20 protein-coding genes and 1 pseudogene are annotated in these 21,512 nt (G+C 65.0%); 10 read left to right on the top strand and 11 right to left on the bottom strand.

What is annotated here, in order from left to right; translation table 11 throughout:
- Positions 1-110: 110 nt before the first annotated feature.
- Positions 111-755, top strand: coding sequence for a hypothetical protein (locus tag B4F51_RS21365; RefSeq protein ID WP_296228700.1), 645 nt, complete (start codon positions 111-113; stop codon positions 753-755).
- A 237-nt stretch (positions 756-992) separates the two neighbouring features.
- On the opposite strand, the gene B4F51_RS21360 is transcribed toward B4F51_RS21365, so the two are convergent.
- A complete protein-coding gene (locus tag B4F51_RS21360; protein WP_296228699.1) occupies positions 993-1,316 on the bottom strand; it encodes a hypothetical protein in 324 nt (107 codons plus the stop codon).
- A 25-nt stretch (positions 1,317-1,341) separates the two neighbouring features.
- Positions 1,342-2,343 (bottom strand): LysR family transcriptional regulator, encoded by a 1,002-nt coding sequence (locus B4F51_RS21355; RefSeq protein ID WP_296228698.1) that lies wholly within the window; start codon positions 2,341-2,343, stop codon positions 1,342-1,344.
- A gap of 196 nt (positions 2,344-2,539) precedes the next feature.
- Here B4F51_RS21355 and B4F51_RS21350 point away from each other — a divergent pair, with 196 nt between their 5' ends.
- The 3 genes from B4F51_RS21350 to mmsB all read left to right on the top strand — a co-directional run bounded on the left by B4F51_RS21350 (position 2,540) and on the right by mmsB (position 6,279).
- Positions 2,540-3,721, top strand: a complete 1,182-nt coding sequence (locus B4F51_RS21350; RefSeq protein WP_296228702.1) for an ABC transporter substrate-binding protein — start codon at positions 2,540-2,542, stop codon at positions 3,719-3,721.
- A gap of 106 nt (positions 3,722-3,827) precedes the next feature.
- Positions 3,828-5,327: a CoA-acylating methylmalonate-semialdehyde dehydrogenase gene (locus tag B4F51_RS21345; RefSeq protein WP_296228697.1), complete on the top strand. Its 1,500-nt coding sequence runs from the start codon at positions 3,828-3,830 to the stop codon at positions 5,325-5,327.
- Positions 5,328-5,367: 40 nt separating this feature from the next.
- Positions 5,368-6,279, top strand: a complete 912-nt coding sequence (gene mmsB, locus B4F51_RS21340) for a 3-hydroxyisobutyrate dehydrogenase (protein ID WP_296228696.1) — start codon at positions 5,368-5,370, stop codon at positions 6,277-6,279.
- Here the strand turns inward: mmsB and B4F51_RS24680 are convergent.
- A pseudogene (locus B4F51_RS24680) lies at positions 6,248-6,634 on the bottom strand (hypothetical protein); the annotation flags it as partial. The gene mmsB and the pseudogene B4F51_RS24680 overlap by 32 nt on opposite strands.
- A gap of 81 nt (positions 6,635-6,715) precedes the next feature.
- On the opposite strand from B4F51_RS24680, the gene B4F51_RS21330 reads away from it, so the two are divergent.
- Complete coding sequence (locus tag B4F51_RS21330) at positions 6,716-7,633, top strand: LysR family transcriptional regulator (RefSeq protein ID WP_296228695.1); 918 nt, start codon at positions 6,716-6,718, stop codon at positions 7,631-7,633.
- A 10-nt stretch (positions 7,634-7,643) separates the two neighbouring features.
- Here B4F51_RS21330 and B4F51_RS21325 read toward each other — a convergent pair whose 3' ends face one another.
- The gene (locus tag B4F51_RS21325; protein ID WP_296228694.1) at positions 7,644-8,552 is read right to left on the bottom strand and encodes an alpha/beta fold hydrolase; all 909 of its coding nucleotides are present in this window, start codon (positions 8,550-8,552) and stop codon (positions 7,644-7,646) included.
- A 174-nt stretch (positions 8,553-8,726) separates the two neighbouring features.
- Positions 8,727-9,824 (bottom strand): NAD(P)H-dependent flavin oxidoreductase, encoded by a 1,098-nt coding sequence (locus B4F51_RS21320; protein ID WP_296228693.1) that lies wholly within the window; start codon positions 9,822-9,824, stop codon positions 8,727-8,729.
- Positions 9,825-9,972: 148 nt separating this feature from the next.
- On the opposite strand from B4F51_RS21320, the gene B4F51_RS21315 reads away from it, so the two are divergent.
- Complete coding sequence (locus B4F51_RS21315) at positions 9,973-10,557, top strand: CGNR zinc finger domain-containing protein (RefSeq protein WP_296228692.1); 585 nt, start codon at positions 9,973-9,975, stop codon at positions 10,555-10,557.
- Between the two features lie 117 nt (positions 10,558-10,674).
- Entirely contained in the window at positions 10,675-11,445 is a 771-nt protein-coding gene (locus B4F51_RS21310; protein WP_296228691.1) for an SDR family NAD(P)-dependent oxidoreductase, read from the top strand.
- A gap of 326 nt (positions 11,446-11,771) precedes the next feature.
- On the opposite strand, the gene B4F51_RS21305 is transcribed toward B4F51_RS21310, so the two are convergent.
- The 5 genes from B4F51_RS21305 to B4F51_RS21285 form a co-directional block, all read right to left on the bottom strand.
- Positions 11,772-13,208 carry a M20/M25/M40 family metallo-hydrolase gene (locus B4F51_RS21305; RefSeq protein WP_296228690.1) on the bottom strand — a complete coding sequence of 479 codons (1,437 nt, stop codon included), beginning with the start codon at positions 13,206-13,208 and terminating at the stop codon, positions 11,772-11,774.
- Between the two features lie 144 nt (positions 13,209-13,352).
- Positions 13,353-14,900, bottom strand: coding sequence for a methyl-accepting chemotaxis protein (locus B4F51_RS21300; RefSeq protein ID WP_296228689.1), 1,548 nt, complete (start codon positions 14,898-14,900; stop codon positions 13,353-13,355).
- Positions 14,901-15,041: 141 nt separating this feature from the next.
- A complete protein-coding gene (locus B4F51_RS21295) occupies positions 15,042-15,539 on the bottom strand; it encodes a GNAT family N-acetyltransferase (protein WP_296228688.1) in 498 nt (165 codons plus the stop codon).
- Entirely contained in the window at positions 15,536-16,942 is a 1,407-nt protein-coding gene (locus tag B4F51_RS21290; protein WP_296228687.1) for an alkaline phosphatase family protein, read from the bottom strand. The genes B4F51_RS21295 and B4F51_RS21290 overlap by 4 nt, the downstream gene beginning before the upstream one ends.
- Before the next feature lie 113 nt (positions 16,943-17,055).
- On the bottom strand, positions 17,056-18,330 hold the full coding sequence (locus B4F51_RS21285; RefSeq protein ID WP_296228686.1) for an MFS transporter: 1,275 nt from the start codon (positions 18,328-18,330) through the stop codon (positions 17,056-17,058).
- Positions 18,331-18,419: 89 nt separating this feature from the next.
- On the opposite strand from B4F51_RS21285, the gene B4F51_RS21280 reads away from it, so the two are divergent.
- From B4F51_RS21280 to B4F51_RS21270, 3 genes are all read left to right on the top strand, one after another.
- Entirely contained in the window at positions 18,420-19,382 is a 963-nt protein-coding gene (locus tag B4F51_RS21280) for a GlxA family transcriptional regulator (protein WP_296228685.1), read from the top strand.
- 68 nt (positions 19,383-19,450) lie between these two features.
- The gene (locus B4F51_RS21275; protein ID WP_296228684.1) at positions 19,451-20,116 is read left to right on the top strand and encodes a glutathione S-transferase; all 666 of its coding nucleotides are present in this window, start codon (positions 19,451-19,453) and stop codon (positions 20,114-20,116) included.
- A gap of 21 nt (positions 20,117-20,137) precedes the next feature.
- Positions 20,138-20,998: a class I SAM-dependent methyltransferase gene (locus tag B4F51_RS21270; RefSeq protein WP_296228683.1), complete on the top strand. Its 861-nt coding sequence runs from the start codon at positions 20,138-20,140 to the stop codon at positions 20,996-20,998.
- Positions 20,999-21,020: 22 nt separating this feature from the next.
- Here B4F51_RS21270 and B4F51_RS21265 read toward each other — a convergent pair whose 3' ends face one another.
- Positions 21,021-21,362 (bottom strand): hypothetical protein, encoded by a 342-nt coding sequence (locus tag B4F51_RS21265; protein ID WP_296228682.1) that lies wholly within the window; start codon positions 21,360-21,362, stop codon positions 21,021-21,023.
- Between the last annotated feature and the right edge of the window lie 150 nt (positions 21,363-21,512).

Raw genomic sequence — 21,512 nt, 5'->3', positions numbered from 1 at the left:
TTGATTCCTGCAATTGCGGCAATGCTCTTCTGGCTGCAAAGCCTTGCCCTGCAAGGATTGGGAGAATTGTTCAGGGCCGACTCAGCAGCAGCTTGTGATCTCACAGAGGGATGAAAACGTCCTCTACAGCAAGATGCTGGCGGCCTACAAACACCATCAAGAGCCAAAGCAGTTCTAGCCGTGCCCAGATATTGGAGGCCTATCAGCGCCTGCTCGATCAATACTCCGTTGCCTGCCGGAGTTGGGTTCGTGTCGTCTATCCGGCGGGCTTGCAGGACGCCGCGCTTCAACCGCTTCCTGCGCCAACGGCAACCCCCACGCTGGCAGACGTGAACCGGCAGTACCAACGTGCGCTGGAGATGGATGTTGCGGTCTGGAATATCGGAGAGGCGGTCAATTGGGGATGGACATCCAAGATGTCGATACCGAAATACACCGGGCCTCTCCTGTTCATGCCGGTTGCGCCGCCGCTGCCGCCACTGCAAAACGTTGGTGACCCGGCGTACGCACGTTTGGTCGCCATGACCAAGAAGGTGGACGAGACGCAGAAGGCGGCCATCTTGCAGCAGCGAATCGAGACTGGCAAGCAACTGGCTGCCAGTCGCGCCTGGGCTGCTGAGAATGCTTCTGCCCATCGAAACGATTCAATCGATCCGCGGACAGGGCTGTCATATCCGGCGCCCCAACAACCGCAACCGGTTCAGCGTTGGTGCACCCAGTCGGGTGGGGGCGTCGTTGCGCGCGTGCCGTGCTGAACGTTCTCGGCAGTAGTTTGCTGCAATCGACATCCGCAACACGTTCAACGTTCAGAACGCCTCGAAAGACATCGCCCGGCTTGATCAGGATGAACACATAGGGCGTCAGGGCGCGGCGCAGCGCGCGCTGCAACTGCTCAACAAACACATCTACTGGGCAGACACCGCTACATCGGCATGCTCATCGTCCGGCAGGCGGACGATGGCCAAGGAGTCGGTCGTCATCTCGGCCGGCAGCTATCGGCACAAGCGCGCTCGCGCGCTGACTGATTCTGCGCGGGCGGCGGTGCAGATTTCGGATTTGATTGAGGCGGGAGTGTAGGACCGCCCATTGGGGGCTGCAATTTCGCAGGTAGGATGTTTCTTGTACCTTGCAATGTCCACAATGAGCTGTTCCCCGAGCTGCCTGGCGCTCAGCCCCGATCGCATCTTCTTGATCTCAACGACTGCTTCGATCTCCGGCAGAAGAAAATCAACCCTAGATGCTCCGCCTGCATAACTTGGCGTCCACTCCTCGGGGCGAACATCATCAAAAGGGATGCCATTCGTGGGCTTCCTCACGCTCACCCCATCCCTCGGCACGCACTCACACGTGTCGTAACTCGCCAGCCTTGCCCTGCAGCAGGGCCTGGTTGCGTTGTGCCGCGTCGCGCAGGTAATCCCACAGCGTGGTGATGCGCTTGAGCGTGCGCAGCTCTTCGTGGCAATAGATCCAGAAGCTGCGCTTGACCGCCACCTCGTCCACCAGCAGCGGTACGAGCCTCGGGTCTTGCGCGGCCATGAAGCAGGGCAGGATCGCCAGTGCCTCGCCTTGCAGCGCGGCTTGGTATTGCGCAATCACGCTCGTGCTGCGCAGCACGACGTCGCTGCCGGGCACGACGTCCTCCAGATAGCGCAGCTCCTTGCTGAACGTGAGTTCGTCTACGTAGCTGATGAAGCGCCGGCCCTTGAGGTCGCCGGGCCGGCTCACGGCACCATGGGTGGCGAGATACTCCGTCGTTGCGTAAAGCTGTAGCCGGTAGTCGCACAGCTTGCTGCACACGTAGGGGCCGCGCCGCGGGCGTTCGATGGTGATGGCCAGATCTGCCTCGCGCTTAGACAGGCTCACGAAGCGCGGCACGGGCAGGATGTCGAGCTGAATCAACGGATATTGCCGCTGGAAGCGCGACAGCAGCGGCGTGAGGAAGTACGTACCGAACGCCTCGGTCGAGCCGATGCGCACGTGCCCCGACAGCGTCTGCCCCCAACCGGCCACTTGCTCGCAGGCCGATTGCAGCGTGCCCTCCATCTGTTCAGCGTACACCTGGAGCTGCTGGCCTTCCGGCGTGAGCACAAAGCCCGCGTTGCGCGACTTGTCGAAGAGCAGCGTGCCGAGCGCCTGCTCGAGCGCGCGCACGCGGCGCGAGACTGTGGTGTGATCGACCCCAAGGCGCTGCGCCGCCACGCTCACCCGCTGCGTGCGGGCAACTTCGAGGAAGTACCGCAAGTCATCCCAGTCGGGGCGCGCTTCCGGCAAGCCACCGGGAGAGGCAGTGTGTGTGCCGGCCGGCCTCGCCGCATGCGCGGCCACGTTCCTGCGGCTCGCCATGACGTCGCCTCCTTTGTGTGTTTCTGCACATCATAAATGCAGATATTCACCATCTAAAGCAAATTCGCACAAATATACTCGCCCGAAGCCACGCAGAGATGGCAACGCAGGACAAGAAGAAACCTCAAGGAGACGAGCGATGAAGATCAAGCCATGGCTGCTTGCGCTGGGACTCGGCGCGAGCGTTTTCGCCAGCATGCCCGCAAGCTTTGCGCAACTGCCCGACCGGCCGGTGAAGGTCGGCGTGCTGACCGACATGTCGGGCCCGTATTCGGCAATGGGCGGCCCGGGCTCGGTGGCTGCCGCGCAGATGGCTATCGACGACTGCCTGGCGGCCGAGTGCAAGGGCATGAAGATCAGCCTGGTTTCGGCGGACAACCAGAACAAGGCTGACGTGGCCGCCAACAAGGCGCGCGAGTGGTTCGACCGTGACAACGTCGATGCGATTGCCGACCTGACCAACTCCGCCGCGGCCCTGGCCGTGCAGAAGCTGGCCATGGAGAAACAGCGCGTGGTGATGTTCTCTGGCCCGGCAACCACGCGCCTGACCAATGAAGACTGCTCGCCGACGGGCTTCCACTGGATGTTCGACACGTATTCGCAGTCGGCCGCCACGGCCCGCGCGATGGTCCAGGGCGGTGGCAAGTCGTGGTACTTCCTGACCGTCGACTATGCATTCGGCACTTCGCTGGAGAAAGACGCGGCCGACAACGTCAAGGCACTTGGCGGAACGGTCGCCGGCCAGTCGCGCCACCCGCTCAACGCGTCGGATTTCGCATCGTTCCTGCTGCAGGCGCAGGCCTCGAAGGCGCAAGTGGTGGCACTGGCCAACGGCGGGCAGGACACTGTCAACGCGCTCAAGGCCGCGCGCGAGTTCGGCATCATGCAGCGTGGCCAGAAGCTTGCCGCCCTGCTGGTGTTTCTGTCGGACGTGCACGCGCTCGGCCTGGAGACCGCGCAGGGGCTGATGTTCACCGACGGCTTCTATTGGGACTACGACGACGCCTCGCGCGCCTGGTCCACCCGCTTCCAGCAGAAATTCAGGGGCCTGAAGCCGACGATGGTGCAGGCTGGCGTGTATTCGAGCGTGCTGCATTACCTGCGCGCGGTGGCGGCGGCCAAGACCGTCGACGCGAAAACCGTCGCGCAGAAGATGCGTGAGCTGCCGATCCACGATCCGATCATGCGCAACGCCTCGATCCGCCCCGACGGCCGCGTGATTCACGACATGACGCTGTTCCGCGTCAAGTCGCCGGCTGAATCGAAGGGGCCGTGGGACTACTACACCCCCATCGCGACGGTGCCAGCCGCCGAAGCATTCCAGCCGATGTCGAAGTCGAGCTGCCCGCTGGTGAAGACGGCCACCGCGTCGCGCTGATTCAGCACGCGGTAGCGCAATGACGGGTGCCGCTGCGGCGGCACTGCGTTCCCTCTTTTTCCTCAATTTTTTTGTTATCCGATCCGGTTCTCCAGGAGAGCGTTTCATGTCCATTCCGACCCTTCCGCTGCTCATCGACGGCAAGCGGGTTGAATCGAAAACCACGCAATGGCGCGACGTCATCAACCCGGCCACGCAGGAAGTGGTCGCGCGCGTACCGTTTGCGACGGTCGAAGAACTGGGCGCGGCCATCGCCTCGTCCAAGGCTGCATACAAGGCGTGGCGCCACACCTCGCAGGCCGCGCGCATGCGCATCATGCTGCGTTTCCAGCAACTGCTGCGCGAGCACACGACCGAGCTGGCGGAGCTGATCACCCGCGAGCACGGCAAGACGCTGCCCGACGCGGAGGGCGAGGTGGGGCGCGGTCTGGAAGTGGTCGAGCATGCCTGCTCGATCGCCTCGCTGCAGCTTGGCGAGTATGCGCAGAACGCAGCCGGCGGCGTTGATGTCTACACGCTCATCGAGCCGCTTGGCGTGTGCGCTGGCATCACCGCGTTCAACTTCCCTGTGATGCTGCCGTGCTTCATGTTCCCGCTGGCGGTGGCATGCGGCAACACGTTCGTGCTCAAGCCCTCGGAGCAGGATCCGAGCGCATCGCTGCTGCTGGCGGAACTGGCGCTCGAAGCCGGCCTGCCGCCGGGCGTGCTCAACGTCGTGCATGGCGGGCCGGACATCGCCAATGGGCTGTGCGAACACCCGGACATCAAGGCCGTGTCGTTCATCGGCTCGACGCACGTCGGCACGCAGATCTACCGCCGAGCCTCGGAAGCCGGCAAGCGCTGCCAGGCCATGATGGGCGCTAAAAACCATTGCGTGATCCTGCCCGACGCCGATCGCGAACAGGCCATCAACCATCTGCTGGGCGCGGCCTTCGGCGCGGCGGGTCAGCGCTGTATGGCGACGTCTGTTGCGGTGCTGGTGGGCGAGGCGCGCGCATGGGCGCCCGAGATTGTCGAACGCGCGCGCAAGCTCAAGGTGGCCCCCGGCACGGACCGCACCGCCGACCTCGGCCCGGTCGTTTCAAAAAGCGCCCGCTCGCGCATCGAGCGTTTGATCGGCGCTGGCGTGGAAGAAGGCGCCAAGCTGCTGCTCGACGGCCGCGGCCATGCGGTGCCCCAGGCGCCTGAAGGCAACTTCGTCGGGCCGACGGTGTTCGACGGCGTGAGCGCCGACATGTCGATCTACCGTGAAGAAATCTTCGGGCCGGTGCTGTGCATGACGGGCGTCGATACGCTCGACGAGGCCATCGACTTCGTCAACGCCAATCCGAATGGCAACGGCGTCGCGTTGTTCACGCAGGATGGCGGCGCCGCGCGCCAGTTCCAGAACGAGATCGATGTCGGCCAGGTCGGCATCAACCTGCCGATTCCGGTGCCGGTGGCGTGGTTCAGCTTTACCGGCTCACGCGCGTCGAAACTGGGCGATCTTGGCCCCAACGGCAAGCAGGCGATCCTGTTCTGGACGCAGACCAAGACCGTGACCGCACGCTGGCAGGCGCGCGGCACGGGGCCGGCCGGCGTGAACACAACCATCACGCTGAAGTAACGCTGGCACCGCCGGCACGTCACCAACGCAGGAGACAACGATGTCGATACAGCAGATCGCCTTCATCGGGCTGGGCAACATGGGCGGCCCGATGGCGGCCAACCTCGTCAAGGCCGGACACACCGTGCGCGGCTTCGATCTGTCGGAGGCGGCACTGGAGCGACTGGCGGCGCAGGGCGGCCAGGCAGCCGGCTCGATCGCCGACGCCGTGCACGGGGCCGACGTGGTCATCACGATGCTGCCTGCGGGCGAGCATGTGCTGGCGGCTTACAGCGGGGCCGACGGCATCCTCGCACATGCCGCGCCGCACGCCGTGCTGATCGACAGCAGCACGGTGCCGCCGGACGTGCCGCGCCGGCTCGCGACGCTGGCGCGCCCCGGCACCCTGTTGCTCGACGCTCCGGTGTCCGGTGGCACGGCGGGCGCGGCGGCAGGCACGCTCACGTTCATGGTTGGCGGCGAGGCGGCGCTGGTCGAACGCATGCGGCCGCTGTTCGCAACGATGGGACGGGCCATTCATCACGGCGGGCCGCTGGGCGCCGGGCAAACACTCAAGCTGTGCAACAACATGCTGCTGGGCATCCTGATGGCAGGTACGAGCGAAGCGCTGCGGCTGGGCATCGCCAACGGGCTCGACCCAAAGGTGGTCTCGGCCGTCATGCAGCAAAGCTCCGGGCGCAACTGGACGCTTGAGGTCTACAACCCATGCCCCGGCGTGATGGAGACGGCCCCCGCCTCACGCGGCTACACCGGAGGCTTTGCCACCGACCTGATGGCCAAGGACCTGCGCCTGGCAGCCGCTGCCGCAACGGCGAGCGACGTGGCCACCCCGCTGGGCGATCTGGCACGGCGCATCTTCGAAGTGCATCGCGCCAACGGCCACGGGTCGCGGGACTTCTCGAGCGTTTTCGAGGACGCGGTCACACTGGAGCAGGCGCTGGCGGTCCGCTAACCGCAGAGAACGCGTCAACGGCAAAGCCCTGCCAATGACGGTTTTCTCGGACCAGCCTCCGTTGCTCGCGGGTGGAAATACTTGCCCAACGATGCGAGTTCCGTCGGTCGTCTGGATCGATCAGGGCGGCGGTTGGTGTATCGGCCATCGCCATATCGGCACGCCATCGACGCTCTGACAAGAGCTTGCGGATCACAGGCCACGTGACGTAGCTGTTGTCCTGCGCAACTGGATAGCGAATGTCGAAGCGCTTGAGCGTCGTTTGCACGTTGGCGGTCGACTTCTCGAGCAGGTATTCGGGCGTGTGGTCACCCACGACAACGAGCCCCAGGTCCCTGTACCTGTCGTGCCACTGCTATCACGCTCCAGCCATGCGACTGCTGCAATACGGTGTGCAGGTGTGCTTCAATGCGATTCGACCGCAACATCGCTCAACATGAAGCGCTTCGACGACCTGTACCTCTTCACTCGCGTGGTGGAAGCCGGTGGCTTTTCTGCCGCCGAGCGCGCCACGGGCATCCCCAAATCGCGGCTGAGCCGCCGCATTGCCGAGCTGGAATCGCAGCTCGGCACGCGCCTACTGCAACGCTCAAGCCATCGCGTGTCGGTCACACCGGTGGGTGAGGCGGTGTATCGGCATGCGCGTGACATGGCGGATGCCACAGCCGCCATCGAAGCCTTGGTGGGCGCCGCACGCAGCGAGCCCGCAGGTGTGCTGCGCGTGGGCACCTCACCGTTGCTGGCCGAAACGCTGCTGGCCGGATGGCTGGCCGAATTTGCCGATGCCCACCCGAAGCTGCGCATCGAGCTGGACCTCTCCAACACCTATGTCGACCTGATCGAGCAGCGCATCGACGTGGCCATCCGCGCGGCCACGGGGCCGCTGCCCTCGCGCGACGTGGTGGCGCGGCACCTGGCGGTATCGCCGCGCGTGCTGGTGGGCAGCCCGGCGCTGCTCTCACGCGCGGGTGCGCCCGCCACCCCTGCGGACCTCGAAGACCTGCCTTGCCTCGGCCAGGGCACCCTTGCACGCAGCCGCGACTGGGTCTTGCAGGATGCCCGCGGGCATCGGCTCGCCCTGCCCGTTCGCCCGCGCTTTGCCGCCGACAACATCATCGCCCTGCGCGAAGCCGCCGTCGCCGGGCTGGGCCTGGCCGTGCTGCCGCAGCACTGCTGTCACGCGGCGCTGGCCGACGGCCGATTGCGCACCGTGCTGCCGGGCTGGAAGCCCGAGCCGGCCGACCTGCATGCGCTGTATCCATCGCGCGCTGGCGTGCCGCCATCGGTGAAGGCGCTGGTGGCGTTCCTGCGGGAGCGCTTCGCCGAGGAACCCACCATGCGGCCTATCCCCTGAGGCCGGTCGCCTACCTCACCACGCGGCCGAGGAAGTCGAGCATGTGTGCGCCGATCACCTCGTGGTGCGTTTCCAGCGCAAAGTGGCCGCTGTCGACAAAGTGCACCTCGGCCTCCGGAAGGTCCCGCTTGAAGGCCTCGGCGCCGGGCGGAATGAAGATGGCATCGTTGCGGCCCCACACGGCCAGCAGCGGCGGACGATGCGCGCGGAAGTACGCGTGCAGCGCAGGATATAGCGCCACGTTGCTCGCGTAGTCCAGGAACAGATCCATCTGGAGGTCGCGCTGCCCGGGACGGCTCAGGAAGTACTGGTCCAGCAGGTAGCCATCCGGTGCCACGCGCGTTGGGTCAGGCACACCGTTCAGGTATTGCCATTGCGTCATCTCATCGGTGACGAGCATGTGCAGCTCGCGCCGGTGCGCCTCATCCGGATTCGCCCAATAGGCCTTGACCGGTGCCCAGGGCCCTTCGCCCAGACCGTCCTCATAGGCGTTGCCGTTTTGCGTGACGATAGCCGTGATGCGCTCCGGATGCGCCATCGCAAGGCGCCAGCCGACCGGCGCGCCATAGTCGAACACGTAGATCGCGTAGCGCGACAGGCCGATGGCCTGCGTGAAGCCGTCCACCACGCGTGCCAGGTTGTCGAAGGTGTAGCGAAAGCCCTCCGGCACCCGCGTCAGGCCGAAGCCCGGCAAATCCGGCGCCACGACGTGATAGCGCCCGGCCAGTTGAGGAATCAGGTTGCGGAACATGTGCGAAGCGCTCGGAAAACCGTGCAGCAGCAGCACGACGGGCGCATTGGCCGGACCGGCCTCGCGGTAGAAGACGTTGACGCCATCGACGGCAACTGCGCGATGACGCACGGCGGTGGGTGCATAGGCATCGACAACGAGATCGGCGGCTTGGGTGGGGGTGTGCATGGCAAGACTCCTGAAGGGGTTTCCGGGAACTGCACGGAACGCATAGTAACCTCTTAAATATTGTTTTTCAAGTTACATAAAATTTCTCCATCGACGGCATCCTAATCTGTGATGCAAAGCAAAACGGGCACGCCGTGTGGCGTGCCCGCTTGGGGAGCGATGCAGCAAAAAAACTCAGGTGCGGCGGTGCGCGGGCGCGAGCCGTTCAAACACCTGGGCGGCCTGGGTGGCAATACGGCGGGTGATGGCTTCGGCGGAATCCTCGGTCGCCAGTTGGCCGGACTGGCCCGACCACAGGTTGATAAAGTCGCCGGACCCGGCCGGCTCGGTCTTGGCACGCAGCGGGGCCAGCGCGCCACCGGCGGTCGGGAAGGCTGGCGCAAACGGGCTCATCGGGCCAATCTCCCGCATCAGCCGATTGACGATGCCACGCGCGGGGCGGCCAGTAAACAGGTTGGTGAGCGCGGTGTCCGCATCCGTCGCCCGCTTGAGTGCGGCACGATGAATGGCCGAGGTCTTGGCCTCTGGCGACAACATATAGGCCGTGCCGATCTGCACGGCCGAAGCGCCCAGCGCAAACGCTGCCACCACGCCACGCGCATCCGCAATGCCGCCGGCCGCGATAATTGGCACACGGACGGCGTCCGCCACCTGCGGCACCAGCGCAAACGTGCCGACCTGCGATTCGATGGTCTTGGCGAGGAACATGCCCCGATGGCCGCCCGCCTCGTTGCCCATGGCGATGATGGCATCCACGCCGCGCGCCTCCAGCCAGCGTGCTTCTTCCACGGTGGTGGCCGCGGAGATGATCTTGGCACCCGTGGCCTTCACGCGCGCCTGCAGTTCAGGTGTCGGCAAACCAAAGTGGAAGCTCACCACCTCGGGCTTGAGTTCTTCAACGAGCGCGCAGGTGGTCTCGTCAAACGGCGCGCGGTTGACGGCCGGCGCCTGCGTGTTCAGGTCGATGCCGAATTCGGCGTAGTACGGCACCAGATGCGCGCGCCATTTCGCCTCGCGCTCCGGGTCGGGCTGCGGCGGCGTGTGGCAGAAGAAGTTCAGGTTGATGGGGGCACGCACGGCCGCGCGAAACTGCTCGACCTGCTGGCGGATCTGCTCGGCGTTCAACATGGCGCAGGGCAACGAGCCAAGACCACCGCCACGTGCCACGGCAATGGCCAGCTCCACGCCGGCCACGCCTGCCATCGGCCCCAGCACGATGGGCACGTCGATGTGGAACAGCTCCAGCACGCGGGCATCGGGCCATGCGCTCATAATCGTCTCCGGCAAGAAAATGGATGTGCACATGGTAATGCGGGAGCCTTCTTCAAAGATTCTGGCCGCGATACGTTACCGAATGTCGTAACTGGAATAACAAAACAAAACGGTTACAATAAAAGCAACCGAATTCCCGCTCATCACCATGTCCACGCCCGCCGCTGCCCCTACCGATACGCCGCTGCTGATCGCCGATCACCCGGTGCTCGACATGCTCAACACCGTGGCCAACATCAACGGCCAGCCGCACGACTTCTGGCAATCCGATGACGATGTCTCTGCATGGCTCGTGCGCGCCGGTTGGTTGGCCGAACCGCTGGCCGGCCGCTATCCGCCCGGCGTACTGCTGGCGGTGGCTCGACACCTGCGCGAGGTGATTCGAGCATTGGTGGAAGCGCGCAAGGCCGGGCGGCCCGCCAGCGCCGACGCCCTGAACGTGTTCCTGCGACAAGCGCCCAGCCACCCCGTGCTGGTTTGGAATGGCGCCACCCCGCACGTGGAACGCGCGCGCCCGGCCGACTCCGTGGAGCAGTGCCTCGCCCCGCTGGCCGAGGCCGCCGCGCATTTGCTGGCCGAAGGCGACTTCGAGCTCGTACGCGTATGCGAGCACCCGGAATGCACGCTGTGGTTCTACGACCGCACCAAGTCGCACAAGCGGCGCTGGTGCAGCATGGCCATCTGCGGCAACCGGCATAAGGTGGCGGAATACCGCAAGCGTCAGCAGGGCTGAGCGATTCCCGGTCGTTCCAATCCTGGAACGCCGCGTCGCTGCCGGACCCGCTGCGCACTGGCCGCGCGGTTCGTAACCTGTTCTCCCGAAGCATCGGCACCCTTTCAGGAGAACAGCATGTCCCAGATCCAAACCCAACCCACCTCCGCTGCCCGCCTGGCCGGCCGCACGGCCATCGTCACCGGCGGTTCGCGCGGCATCGGCGCAGCAGTCGCGCGCCGCCTGGCGGCTGACGGCGCCCGCGTGGCCGTGGTTTATCGCAACAACAGCAGCGAGGCCGATGCCGTCGTCCAGTCCATTCGCGAGAGCGGCGCAGAAGCGATTGCCGTGCAGGCGGATGTGGCTGACTCAGCCTCCGTCAACGTGATGGTCAGCACCGTGCGCGAGGCCTTCGGCGCCATCGACATCCTCATCAACAACGCGGGCATCCTGGAAGGCCAGCCGGTGGGCAGCATCGACCTGGCGTCATTCGATGCGCAATTCCGCACCAATGCCTTCTCGACAATCCTCGTGTCTCAGGCCGTGCTGCCGCATATGCCGGCACGCGGCGGGCGCATCGTGAATGTTTCGTCAAGCCTGGTGTATCGGCCGCGCGCTGGGCTATCGGTCTATGCCGCGAGCAAGGCCGCGGTCAGCGCCCTGACGCATTCGTTTGCCATCGAACTGGGCCCGCGCAACATCACCGTCAACGCAGTGGCACCGGCCATGACGCGCACCGACATGACCGCGCCGATCTCCGATGAGGTAAAAGCCCGCATGCGCGAATCCACCCCACTGGGCCGCCTGGCCGAACCCGACGACATTGCCGACGCCGTCGCATTCCTGGCTTCCGATGACGCACGCTGGATCACCGGCCGCACACTCATGACCGACGGCGGCTTCATCTAAGAGGCCGTCCACGATCAGCCAAAGCGAGCCATAACGTCAACACGCGCGCCCCGACGGTTTGGCCGTCCCCTGCCCTATGCGGCGCCTTGGATTTTTGTTGCGGGGAGGAAAAAGAGAGCGGGCCTGTCTGAGCGCAGCGAGTTTGCCCGCTCTCCCTCCCCGCGACAAAAATCCAAGGAGGGGGTTGCCGCATCGGGCGCGCCTTTCTTTGCTTACNNCAAGACAAAGAAAGTGAGTCGGCCCCGGCAGGGGACGAAACCGCAGATGCACCATCAACACCAATGCTCAGCAACCGCGCCCGCAAAACACAGGCGCGGCACTCGCACTTACTCAGCCAACTGCTTGACCAAGCGATAGAGGAACTCGCGCCCGTCATACAGCCGCGCAATCTCGATACGCTCATCCAAACCGTGCGTACGCAGATCCGCCGGCTCAGTAAACAACCCCGACACGCCATACATCGGAATGCCCGCGTTGCGCATGAAGCGACTGTCTGTCGCGCCCGTGCTCATGGCAGGGATAACCGGCACGTTCCACATCTGCTGCGTCAGCGCATCCACCGTCTTCACCAGATCACCATTGAGCGGCGAGGCCGGGCTGGCCAGCGGCCTGTTGACATAGCGCACGCTGATCTTGTCGTTGCCGATCACCTGCTTGAGCTGACGGTCGATATCGGCCGGGGCGTCATGCGGCAGAATGCGGCAATTGACGGTGGCCTTGGCCGACTGCGGCAGCGCGTTCTCCGCATGGCCGGCGTTGACCATCGTCGCCACGCACGTGGTCCGCAACTGCGCGTTGTAGAACGGAATGGCCGACAGGCGATCGATGGCGACCTGGTCCGGCTTGCCGGTACCAACCGCGCGCATGTCTTCGGCCAGTTGGCCCGTGGCCAGCGGGGCGCTGCGTGCGAAATAGGTCTGCGTCACGTCAGCCAGCTTGACGGGAAACTGATACGCCCCAAGCCGATCCAGCGCCGCCGACAGCGCATATACCGGGTTCGTCTTGGTCGGGATCGAGCTGTGGCCGCCCACGTCATGCACTTCCAGCTCGTAGGTGGTGTACATCTTCTCGGCCACCTGGATGCGATGCAGCACCGGCTTGCCACCGCGCAACTCACCGCCGCCACCTTCGTTGATGCCGAACTCGGCCTTCACCAGCTCGGGCTTGTTGTTGACGATCCAGTAGGCACCGTTGCTCGGCACGTCGCCGCGCTCTTCATCGGTGGTCAGCGCCAGGATGATGTCGCGCGAGGGCTTGAAGCCTTCCTGCTTGAGCTGCCCCAGCACCGAGACGAACGCAGAGGCCATCGCCTTGTCATCAATTGAGCCGCGCGCGGTGAAGTAGCCGTCGGTCTCCTGCAGCTTGAAGGGGTCGGTCTTCCAGTCTTCGCGCTTGGCTTCCACCACGTCGATATGGGCAAGCAGCAGGATCGGCTTCTTCGCGCCCGTGCCCTTGTAGCGCAGCACCAGGTTGCCCTTCTTCGGGAAGGGCTCGATCACCTGCATGTCGGATGCTGCAAAGCCGGCGTCGGCCAGACGCTTTTCCATCGCGCGCGCGGCCTTGGTGGTGTCACCTGCCGAATGCGTCGTGTTGATCTCGACCAGTTCCCTGTAGATGTCGTGGTAGCGCTGCTGCTCGGGCGTGAGTGTGGCGGGCGCTGGCTTGCTGGCAGGGATGGTCTGAGCGATGGCCCCGGCACTGCACGCCAGCACGGCGGCAGACACAAGGGCGCGAACAGGAACACGACGACACTGGAAACGCATGACACCTCCGAATAATCGTTATGAGCGCACCGCATAAAGCAAGCGGGCCAGCCCAAAGGCTGACCCCGCAGTGTAGCCTCGCCTCGGCAGCTTCGTTGCCTGGGCAAGCCATCGGTTACCGATACGTATTACATGGGGTACGTATTACATGGCCACGCGGAACACCGCCACCGCGCGGCGCAGTTCGTCGGCCTGTTCCTCCAGCGCCTGCGCAGCGGCAGCAGCCTGCTCCACCAACGCAGCGTTCTGCTGTGTCACGTCGTCCATCTGCGTGACAGCTTCGTTGATCTGCTCAATGCCGGTACTCTGCTCGGCCGAGCCCGCGCTGATCTCGCCCATGATGTCGGTCACGCGCTTCACGGCAATAACGATCTCTTCCATCGTCTTGCCGGCGCGCGCCACCAGCGTCGAACCCGATTCCACGCGCGTGGCGGAATCCTCGATCAGCGACTTGATCTCCTTGGCCGCACCGGCGCTGCGTTGCGCCAGCGTACGCACCTCACCGGCCACCACCGCAAAACCGCGGCCCTGCTCGCCGGCACGCGCGGCTTCCACCGCCGCGTTCAGCGCCAGGATGTTGGTCTGGAAGGCAATGCCTTCGATCACCGAGATGATGTCGGTGATCTTGCGCGACGACTCGCTGATCTCGCCCATGGTCGTCACCACGTCCTGCACCACGGCGCCGCCCTGCACGGCGATCTCGGAAGCGCTCACCGCCAGCGTGCTGGCCTGGCGCGCGTTGTCGGCATTCTGCTTCACGATACTGGTCAGCTCTTCCATACTGGAAGCGGTTTCTTCCAGCGAGCTGGCCTGCTCTTCCGTACGCTGTGACAAGTTGGTGTTGCCCGCCGCGATCTGCTGCGTGGCCGAGGCAATCGACTCGCTGCCACGGCGCACCGTGACCACGGTTTCCTTGAGCTTGGCCTGCATCTGCTGCAGGCCTTCCATCAGCACGCCCATCTCGTCACGCGAGTGGATACGCACGTCGGTCGTCAGGTTGCCGGCGGCAATCTCACGGAAGTGCACCAGCATGTCTTCCAGCGGGCGCGAGATGGCGCGTGAGAGCACGAGGTAGCAAGCGGCGGCCAGCGCAATGCCCAACCCGATCACGATCACGAATGCCCACACCAGTTTGATAAAGAAGGACTGCGCTCCAGCGTAAGCGGCGGACGACACCTCGGTCTGAATGGCGTTCAAGCGTTCAAGTTTGGCCAGATACGGCGCGGACAGAACGTAGAGCCTTTCCATCACCAGTGCCTTGGCGGTCTCGGTGTCGCGGCGCTTGAAGGCATCGAAAGTCGGCTCAATGCCTTCCTTCATAAACGCGTCGAGCGCGGTCTTGGCTTCGCCGGCCGCGCGCTCTTCTTCGGCGGTGGAGAACGGCAAGTCGTTGTAGTCCTTCCAGGCAGCCAAGCCTTCCTTGTAGCGGTCTTCGGCAGCTTTCAGCAGCGTTGTAAGCTTGGCTTCGTCCGTTTCGAAAATGGCACGATCCAGTGCCGTCCGGGTCTGCCCCACACGGGAAATCGCCTTGCCCAGCGCACGCGCCGAGGCCAGTTGGTTGCTGTAGGTTTCCTTGAGTGCCGCGTTGGATTTCAGGTTGCCGTAAAGCCCCAGCGCGCCGATGCCCGCCAGAAATACAGCCAGAACAAACAGCACCAGCGCCAGCCGGGCCTTGATGGAAAGCGTCTTCATATCTGCCGTTGTTTGCTTGGGGGTGAAGCGTTGCGGAATGCCTCGGCGACCCCGACTTCAATCAAACTAACGACAGATACTCAGAATTCTTTAATCGATTTCTACGGGTTTGTACTGAGCAAACTGCAAGTACATTCCGGCTCAGGCCTGCATCCGCACCATCAACGCGTTATCTAGTGCCACACCGCGCACGTTGACGATCTGGCGCGCCATCACAGCAAACCCGTTGCGGGCGAAGAAGGGCTCGGCGTTCAGGCTGACATGGGCTTGCACACGCGGTAGACCGCGTTGCGCGGCCAGCCCCAGGATGTAATTCATCAGCCGCTGACCGACACCCTGTCGGGCGTATGCCGCCGCCACGAAAAAGTGGTCGATCTCTCCATTCACCTGCAGGTCGGCATAGCCCACGGGCTGCCCGTCGATCTCGGCCACGAAGGGCTGATTGCGACGGATGCGCTCGGCCCATTGCACGGCGTCGTAGTCGGCGGGTGCCCAGGCATCGAGCTGCTCGGGGCGATAGCGTGCGGCGGCAATCTCGTGCACGGCGGAATGAAAGACGGCGTGCAAGGCTGGCTCATCGCCAGGGCGGAAAGGTCGGATCACCAAGGGGTGGTGCTGAAGCGGTGCGTTCACGGTCATTGCCCCGCGTACGGCAGATCCATGGAAGCTAGCACGTCCTTGATGTGTTGCGCCGCCTGCTGTGCGTTCTGCGCGGCGGGCACGGCCGGCTGCTGGTCGGTCGAGAGGTTGCGCACGTGGTCATCGATGGTAATGCCCGTGCCCAGCGGCGCAAGCATGGCGGCCGATTCGTGCATGGCCCACTGGAAATCGTTGAGCGGCGCGTTGCGTGCGGCTTGCAAGCCGGATGGGTCGGCTGTCATGACGCGGGCGGTGACAGGATCACGGTTGTCATCGGGCGCATTCAGCTCCAGCACCTGGGCAAGATCCGGCGCGCCGGCATCGCGGGCGGTGAGCGGCGTCTGAATGCCGTAGCGCATGCGCAGCGTCTTGATGATGGCGGTGTGGTCGTAAGGTTGCGCAACGGTCGAGCGGAAGATCGTGCCCTTGGGAATCCATGGCGAGACCACCACCGCCGGCACGCGTACCCCCAGCCGGTCGAACGCGAAGAGCTGCCCCGGCTGCGGTGGGCTGGGCGGCACCACGGCCTGCGGCGGCACGTGGTCATAACAGCCGCCGTGTTCGTCGAAGACGATGACGAGCATCGTCTGGTGCCACTGCGGCGAGTTGCGCAGCGCGTTGTACACCCGCGCGACCAGCGCATCGCCGTAGCCGACATCGTGCGGCGGGTGCATGTCGTTGGGCCAGTCGATGTCGGCAAAGTAGCGCGGCTCGATAAAGCTGTACGACGACAACTTACCGTTGGCCGCATCGTCCAGAAAATCGTCGAACAGGTGAAAGTGATCCAGATGCAGCCACAGCCGCGTGAGCGTGAGCGACTGCGCGAAATCGTGATAGTAGACAGCCCAGTCGTCGGGCGCCACGCCGTCGAGCGCGTTGAACAGCGTCGGCATCAGATACGGAAAGTGCACCGGCGAATTGTTCGGATACCCATGCGCGGTGCCGGTATGCACGAAGAAGCGGTTGGGCCAGGTCTGGCACGGCGCCGAGGCAAACCAGGCATCGCACACGGCGTAGTTGCGCGCCAGCGTGGACAGCGCCGGTACCTGGTCCGGCGTGAAGCAATGCATGATGTTGCGCGGGTCACCGCCGTTCTTGGCGTAGTTGGTGGTGAAACCCTGCATGGTGGGCGTCTGCCCCAGCGGCATCTGCGCGCCGAAGAGCTGCTGGTTGATGTCGGTGTACAGCTCGCCCGGGTCGGGGTTGGGCAGCGTCATCACGTTGGGCGGCGCGGGGGTGCTCCACACGCGGATGGGCTCGCCGCTGCCGTCGGGGTTGGTCTCGGTGCCGGAGAGGCCGTCGAACTCGGCGCTCTTCGGGTAAAGCGTGCCGAACAGGTTGTCGAACGACCGGTTCTCCAGCATCAGCACGACCACGTGCTGGATGACATTCAGGCCTGCCATGGTGGCCCCCTCGTCTTCGTTGTGTGGCGGCCGCGCGCTTTCGATGACTTTCGATGATGGCGGCCTGCGGCTCACTATAGGAAGAAACGAAGCGGATTGGCGCCGCGCTCAGGCTATCGATGGTCCGCCGGCAGCACCCGCCACGCGATCAATGCACTGCCCGCCGCCGCCAGCCACACCACCGGCCACGACGACCACGCCAGCACCTGCGGCAGGCACAGCGAGGTGAGCCCCAGCGCCGCAAAGGCCCCAGTGTTGCCCAAGCCCAGCGCAGTACCGGCACGCTGCGCACCCGCCATCGTCGCCAGTTCGGTATAGCCCACACCGTGCCAAGCCGACACGCAGATACCGCCCACCACGATGGCCGCCACCAGCGCGGCGCGCATGATCGACAGATCGATGGGCAGCGCAGCCGTCATCCACGCCACGCCAGCCAGCACGACGAACAGCGCGGCGCTGAGTCGGGCGCAGGCCAGCAGATAGGCGCGGCGATTGCCGTGGCGATCCGTCCAGCGGCCGCTCCACACGCGCATGACGGCCGCGCCGCCCTGCACCGCCGCCATGGTCAGGCTGAGCGTCAACACATTGGCGTGCGCAAAATCGCGCAGGAACACGGTGGCGAAAGCAACGACCGCCCCCTGCGGCACACACAGCAGACCGATGGCCAATGCCATGCGCCACAGCATCACATCACGCAGGGGGCCAGGACCGTCAGGGACTGATACCTTGGCGGGGGCGCCGGCCACGACATCCGGTGCCTCATGCACCCACAGCCACGTCAGCGCGGCCGTCAGCGCGCAGGCAGCGGCCAGCACGCCATACACCACGGCAAACCCGGCGTGCGCGGCCAGGCTCGGCAGCACCAGCGCGCCGATGCCACCGCCCAGCGGCACGGCGGTCTGGCGGATGCTCATGGCCAACCCGCGCTCGCCTTCACGAAACCAGCCCATCACCGCACGGCCGCTCGATCCGTTCACGCTACCGCCCAGCAGACCAACGCTCAACATGCCCGCCACCAGCCACGCCAGCGGCGGCACGCTGCCGTGTAGTGGTGCGACGCAACAGGCCATCACGAGCAGCGCCAGCGCTGTAGCCCCAAGGCCCGCCAGCAGCACGGTGCGATCGCCCCAGCGGTCGGTCAGCAGACCCCACGGCAGTTCGCTCACGGCAATGCCCAGCCCCATCGCGCCAAGCGCCATGCCAAGCTCGGCATTGCCCAGGTGATAGGCCGAGCGGATGAACACCGCCGTGGTCGGAATGCCTGAAAACGCAGCCGAAAAGCTGGCATTGGCCGCCACGCCCACGCCCAGCACCTTCCAGCGGTGATGGCGCGCAAGGTGTGTGGAAGCTGCCGGCGAATGCACCACATTCGGCACTGCAGTCGTCATGATCGTCTCTCCAGGAATGCGTTTGACAGGCGCAGTCTGGCGGAGCAAGATCAGGCCTAAATGACGTTATTCCCTCATTTCAAGACATCATGCGTAGAATCGGCTTTTTGGTGTTTCCGGGCTGCAGCTTGCTGGATTTCACCGGCCCGCTGACGGCCTTCGACGTCGCCAACCGGCTGGCGCCGCAACCGGCCTACCGCATCGACGTACTGTCGGAAGGCGGTACGCAGGTGCAGAGCGCGCCCGGCCTGGTCATGCAGACGCAGGGCCTGGACGATCCGGCCTTTGACACGCTCGTCATCTCGGGTGGCAACGGCCCGCGCGAGGATGCCTTCTCCCCCAGGTTGATTGCCTTCGTGCAGGAGGCGGCACAGCATTCGCGGCGCATGACCAGCGTGTGCTCCGGAGCGTTTGCACTGGCGGCGGCGGGGCTGCTGGACGGCCGCCGCGCCACCACGCACTGGCGCATGGCCGCGTTGCTGCAGCGGCGCTATCCGCAAGTGCACGTGCAGAGCGACCACATCTTCATCCACGATGGGCCGGTGTGGACGTCGGCCGGCATCTCGTCAGGCATTGATCTGGCGCTGGCGCTGATCGAAGAGGATCTGGGCGTCGACGTATCCCGTGCCGTGGCGCGCGAGCTGGTGGTGTATCACCGGCGACCGGGCGGGCAGTCGCAGTTCTCGGCGCTGCTGGAGTTGGACCCCGCATCGAGCCGCATCGCGCGTGCGTTGAGCTATGCGCGCGATCACCTGCACGAGACACTGGACGTGGACCGCCTGGCCGAAGTCGCGCACCTGAGCCGCCGCCAATTCGATCGCGCTTTCGCGGCCGAGACCGGCCAGACGCCCGCCAAGGCTGTCGAAAAGCTGCGCGCGGAGGCCGCCCGCCCCCGCGTGGAAGCCGGTGATGAATCCCTGGAACAGGTGGCCCGCGCGGTGGGCTTTACCGACCCCGAACGCATGCGGCGTGCGTTCATCCGCGTGTTCGGGCAGCCGCCGCAGTCGGTACGGCGCTCGGGTCGGTCAGGGCGGGCACAGTTGGCAGCGTGAGACGCGCGCATGCGGCAAACCCGCTACCCTAGCGGTCCAGATTCAAGATCCACGCCTCTTGCCCGCACATGTCCACCGATACCGCCCTGCCCCTGCTCTATAGCTACCGCCGCTGCCCGTACGCGATGCGTGCCCGTCTGGCGATGCTGCAGGCCAATCGGCGCTTCCGGACGTTCGAAATCGTCATGCGCGACAAGCCGGCCGAACTGCTGGCGCTGTCGCCCAAGGGCACCGTGCCCGTCCTGCATCTGCCCGATGGCGGTGTGCTCGAAGAAAGCTGGGACATCATGCGCTGGGCGCTCGAATCGCCCGACACGCAAGGCTGGTGGAGCCGCGCCCAAACGGACGCCAACCTGCACCTGGTGCGCACCAACGACGGCGACTTCAAGCGCCACCTGGATCGCTACAAATACCCGGACCGCTACCCGAAAGACGGACAACCACGCGAGGCCGTGCGCGCGCAGGCGGTCGCCACGTTGCTGACGCCGCTGGAGGCAAGACTGCAAGGTCAGCACTATCTTGGAGGCGCGGCCCCATGCGCCACCGATCTGGCGATCTTCCCGTTCGTGCGCCAGTTTGCAGCGGTGGAGCCGGACTGGTTTGCAAGCCAGACATTGCCCGCCGTACAAAACTGGCTGGCAGGCTGGCTGAGCAGCCGCCTGTTTGAAGTCTGCATGACGAAACAGCCCGTGCAGGCCGTTGCGGTGTTTCCCGAGTTTCAGCCCGTTGTCTAACTAAAGGAGATGTTCACGGCCATGAATGAGACACAGGATGTGGCACCAGACAGCACAGCAGCACGGGTCGCCTTGTGGCGCGCGCTGCATGTCCAGATCGACGCGCCCCCGCATGTACTGGAAGACGAAGTCGGCCTGAAGCTGCTGGCGCCCGAAACAGGCTGGCAACAGCGCGGTGACATGGACCCGCAGTTCACGCGACCCTTCCGCGCCTCCATCGTGGCCCGTGCGCGCTTTATCGAGGACCTGGTGATCGAGCAGGCAGCTCGGGGGTTAAGCCAATATGTCATCCTCGGCGCTGGGCTGGACAGCTTTGCGCAACGCAGGCCGGACATTGCCGCCAGCCTCAAGATCTTCGAAGTCGATCAACCCAATCCGCAGGCATGGAAGCGCCAGCGTCTGGTCGAATCGGGCTTGGGCATCCCGGACTGGCTGCGCTTCGTGCCGGTCGATTTCGAGGCGGGTGGGTCCTGGCAGGCGGGTCTTGCCGCGGCCGGTTTTGATCGCAGCAAGCCGGCCATCGTGGTCTCAACCGGCGTCAGCATGTATCTCACCAAGGCAGCGAACGAGGCCACGCTGCGCGAGGTGGCCGCGCTCGCGCCAGGATCGATGCTCGCCATGACGTTCCTGCTGCCGCTGGAGATGGCGGACCCCGAGGTACGCCCCGGGCTGGAGATGGCCGAAAAGGGTGCACGCGCGAGCGGCACGCCCTTCATCAGCTTCTTCACGCCACCGGAAATCCAGGCGCTGGCGCGGCAAACCGGCTTTCGCGAAGCCCAGCATGTCTCGGCAGCGGAGTTGACCGAGCGCTACTTTGCAGGCCGGGCCGATGGCCTTCGCCCGCCGAGCAACGCGGAGGAGCTGCTGGTCGCGACGGCATAGCGCTCAGTGGGTGCGTGGCAGATCACCGTTCACGCACCGGCCCAGGCAGCGCCTTCAGGCCGATCCACAGCACACCGATCACCACGTTGACGGGCACGCTCAGCGCGCTGGGCACATAGAACAACGCAGAGAGGCCGGGGGTCTTGAGCCCCAGCTCGGCCACCCCGCCCAAAGCGTAGAAAAACAGCCCGCACCAGAGCCATCGTCGCATGTAGGGCAGCAACCAATGCGCGTGTGCCTGGTTGAAACGCCAGGCCGCGGAGCGCTCGAACAGATTGCCGTGGCTGGCATCCTTGAACAGCCAGCCGAAGAAGAAGTAGCGGTACAGCAGGGTGCGAAAGGGGAGCAAAGCGAGCTCTTGCATGATGACTCCTTCAGCCGCGCAAGCCCGGTTCCTGGCTGGCCCGAACGCGTTGTCGTCTCATGCTGTGCCGCAAGCGTCACCGGGGCGCCGCACCGGCCCGATGTCATCCAGCGTATCAAGGAATCGGCATGTTGAAAGCCAATTCGATAG

This window comes from Ralstonia sp. UBA689, from assembly GCF_002298975.1.
Classification (GTDB): domain Bacteria; phylum Pseudomonadota; class Gammaproteobacteria; order Burkholderiales; family Burkholderiaceae; genus Ralstonia.
The sequence above is the reverse complement of the archived record's forward strand: the minus strand, read 5'-3'. Positions and strand labels throughout refer to the sequence as shown.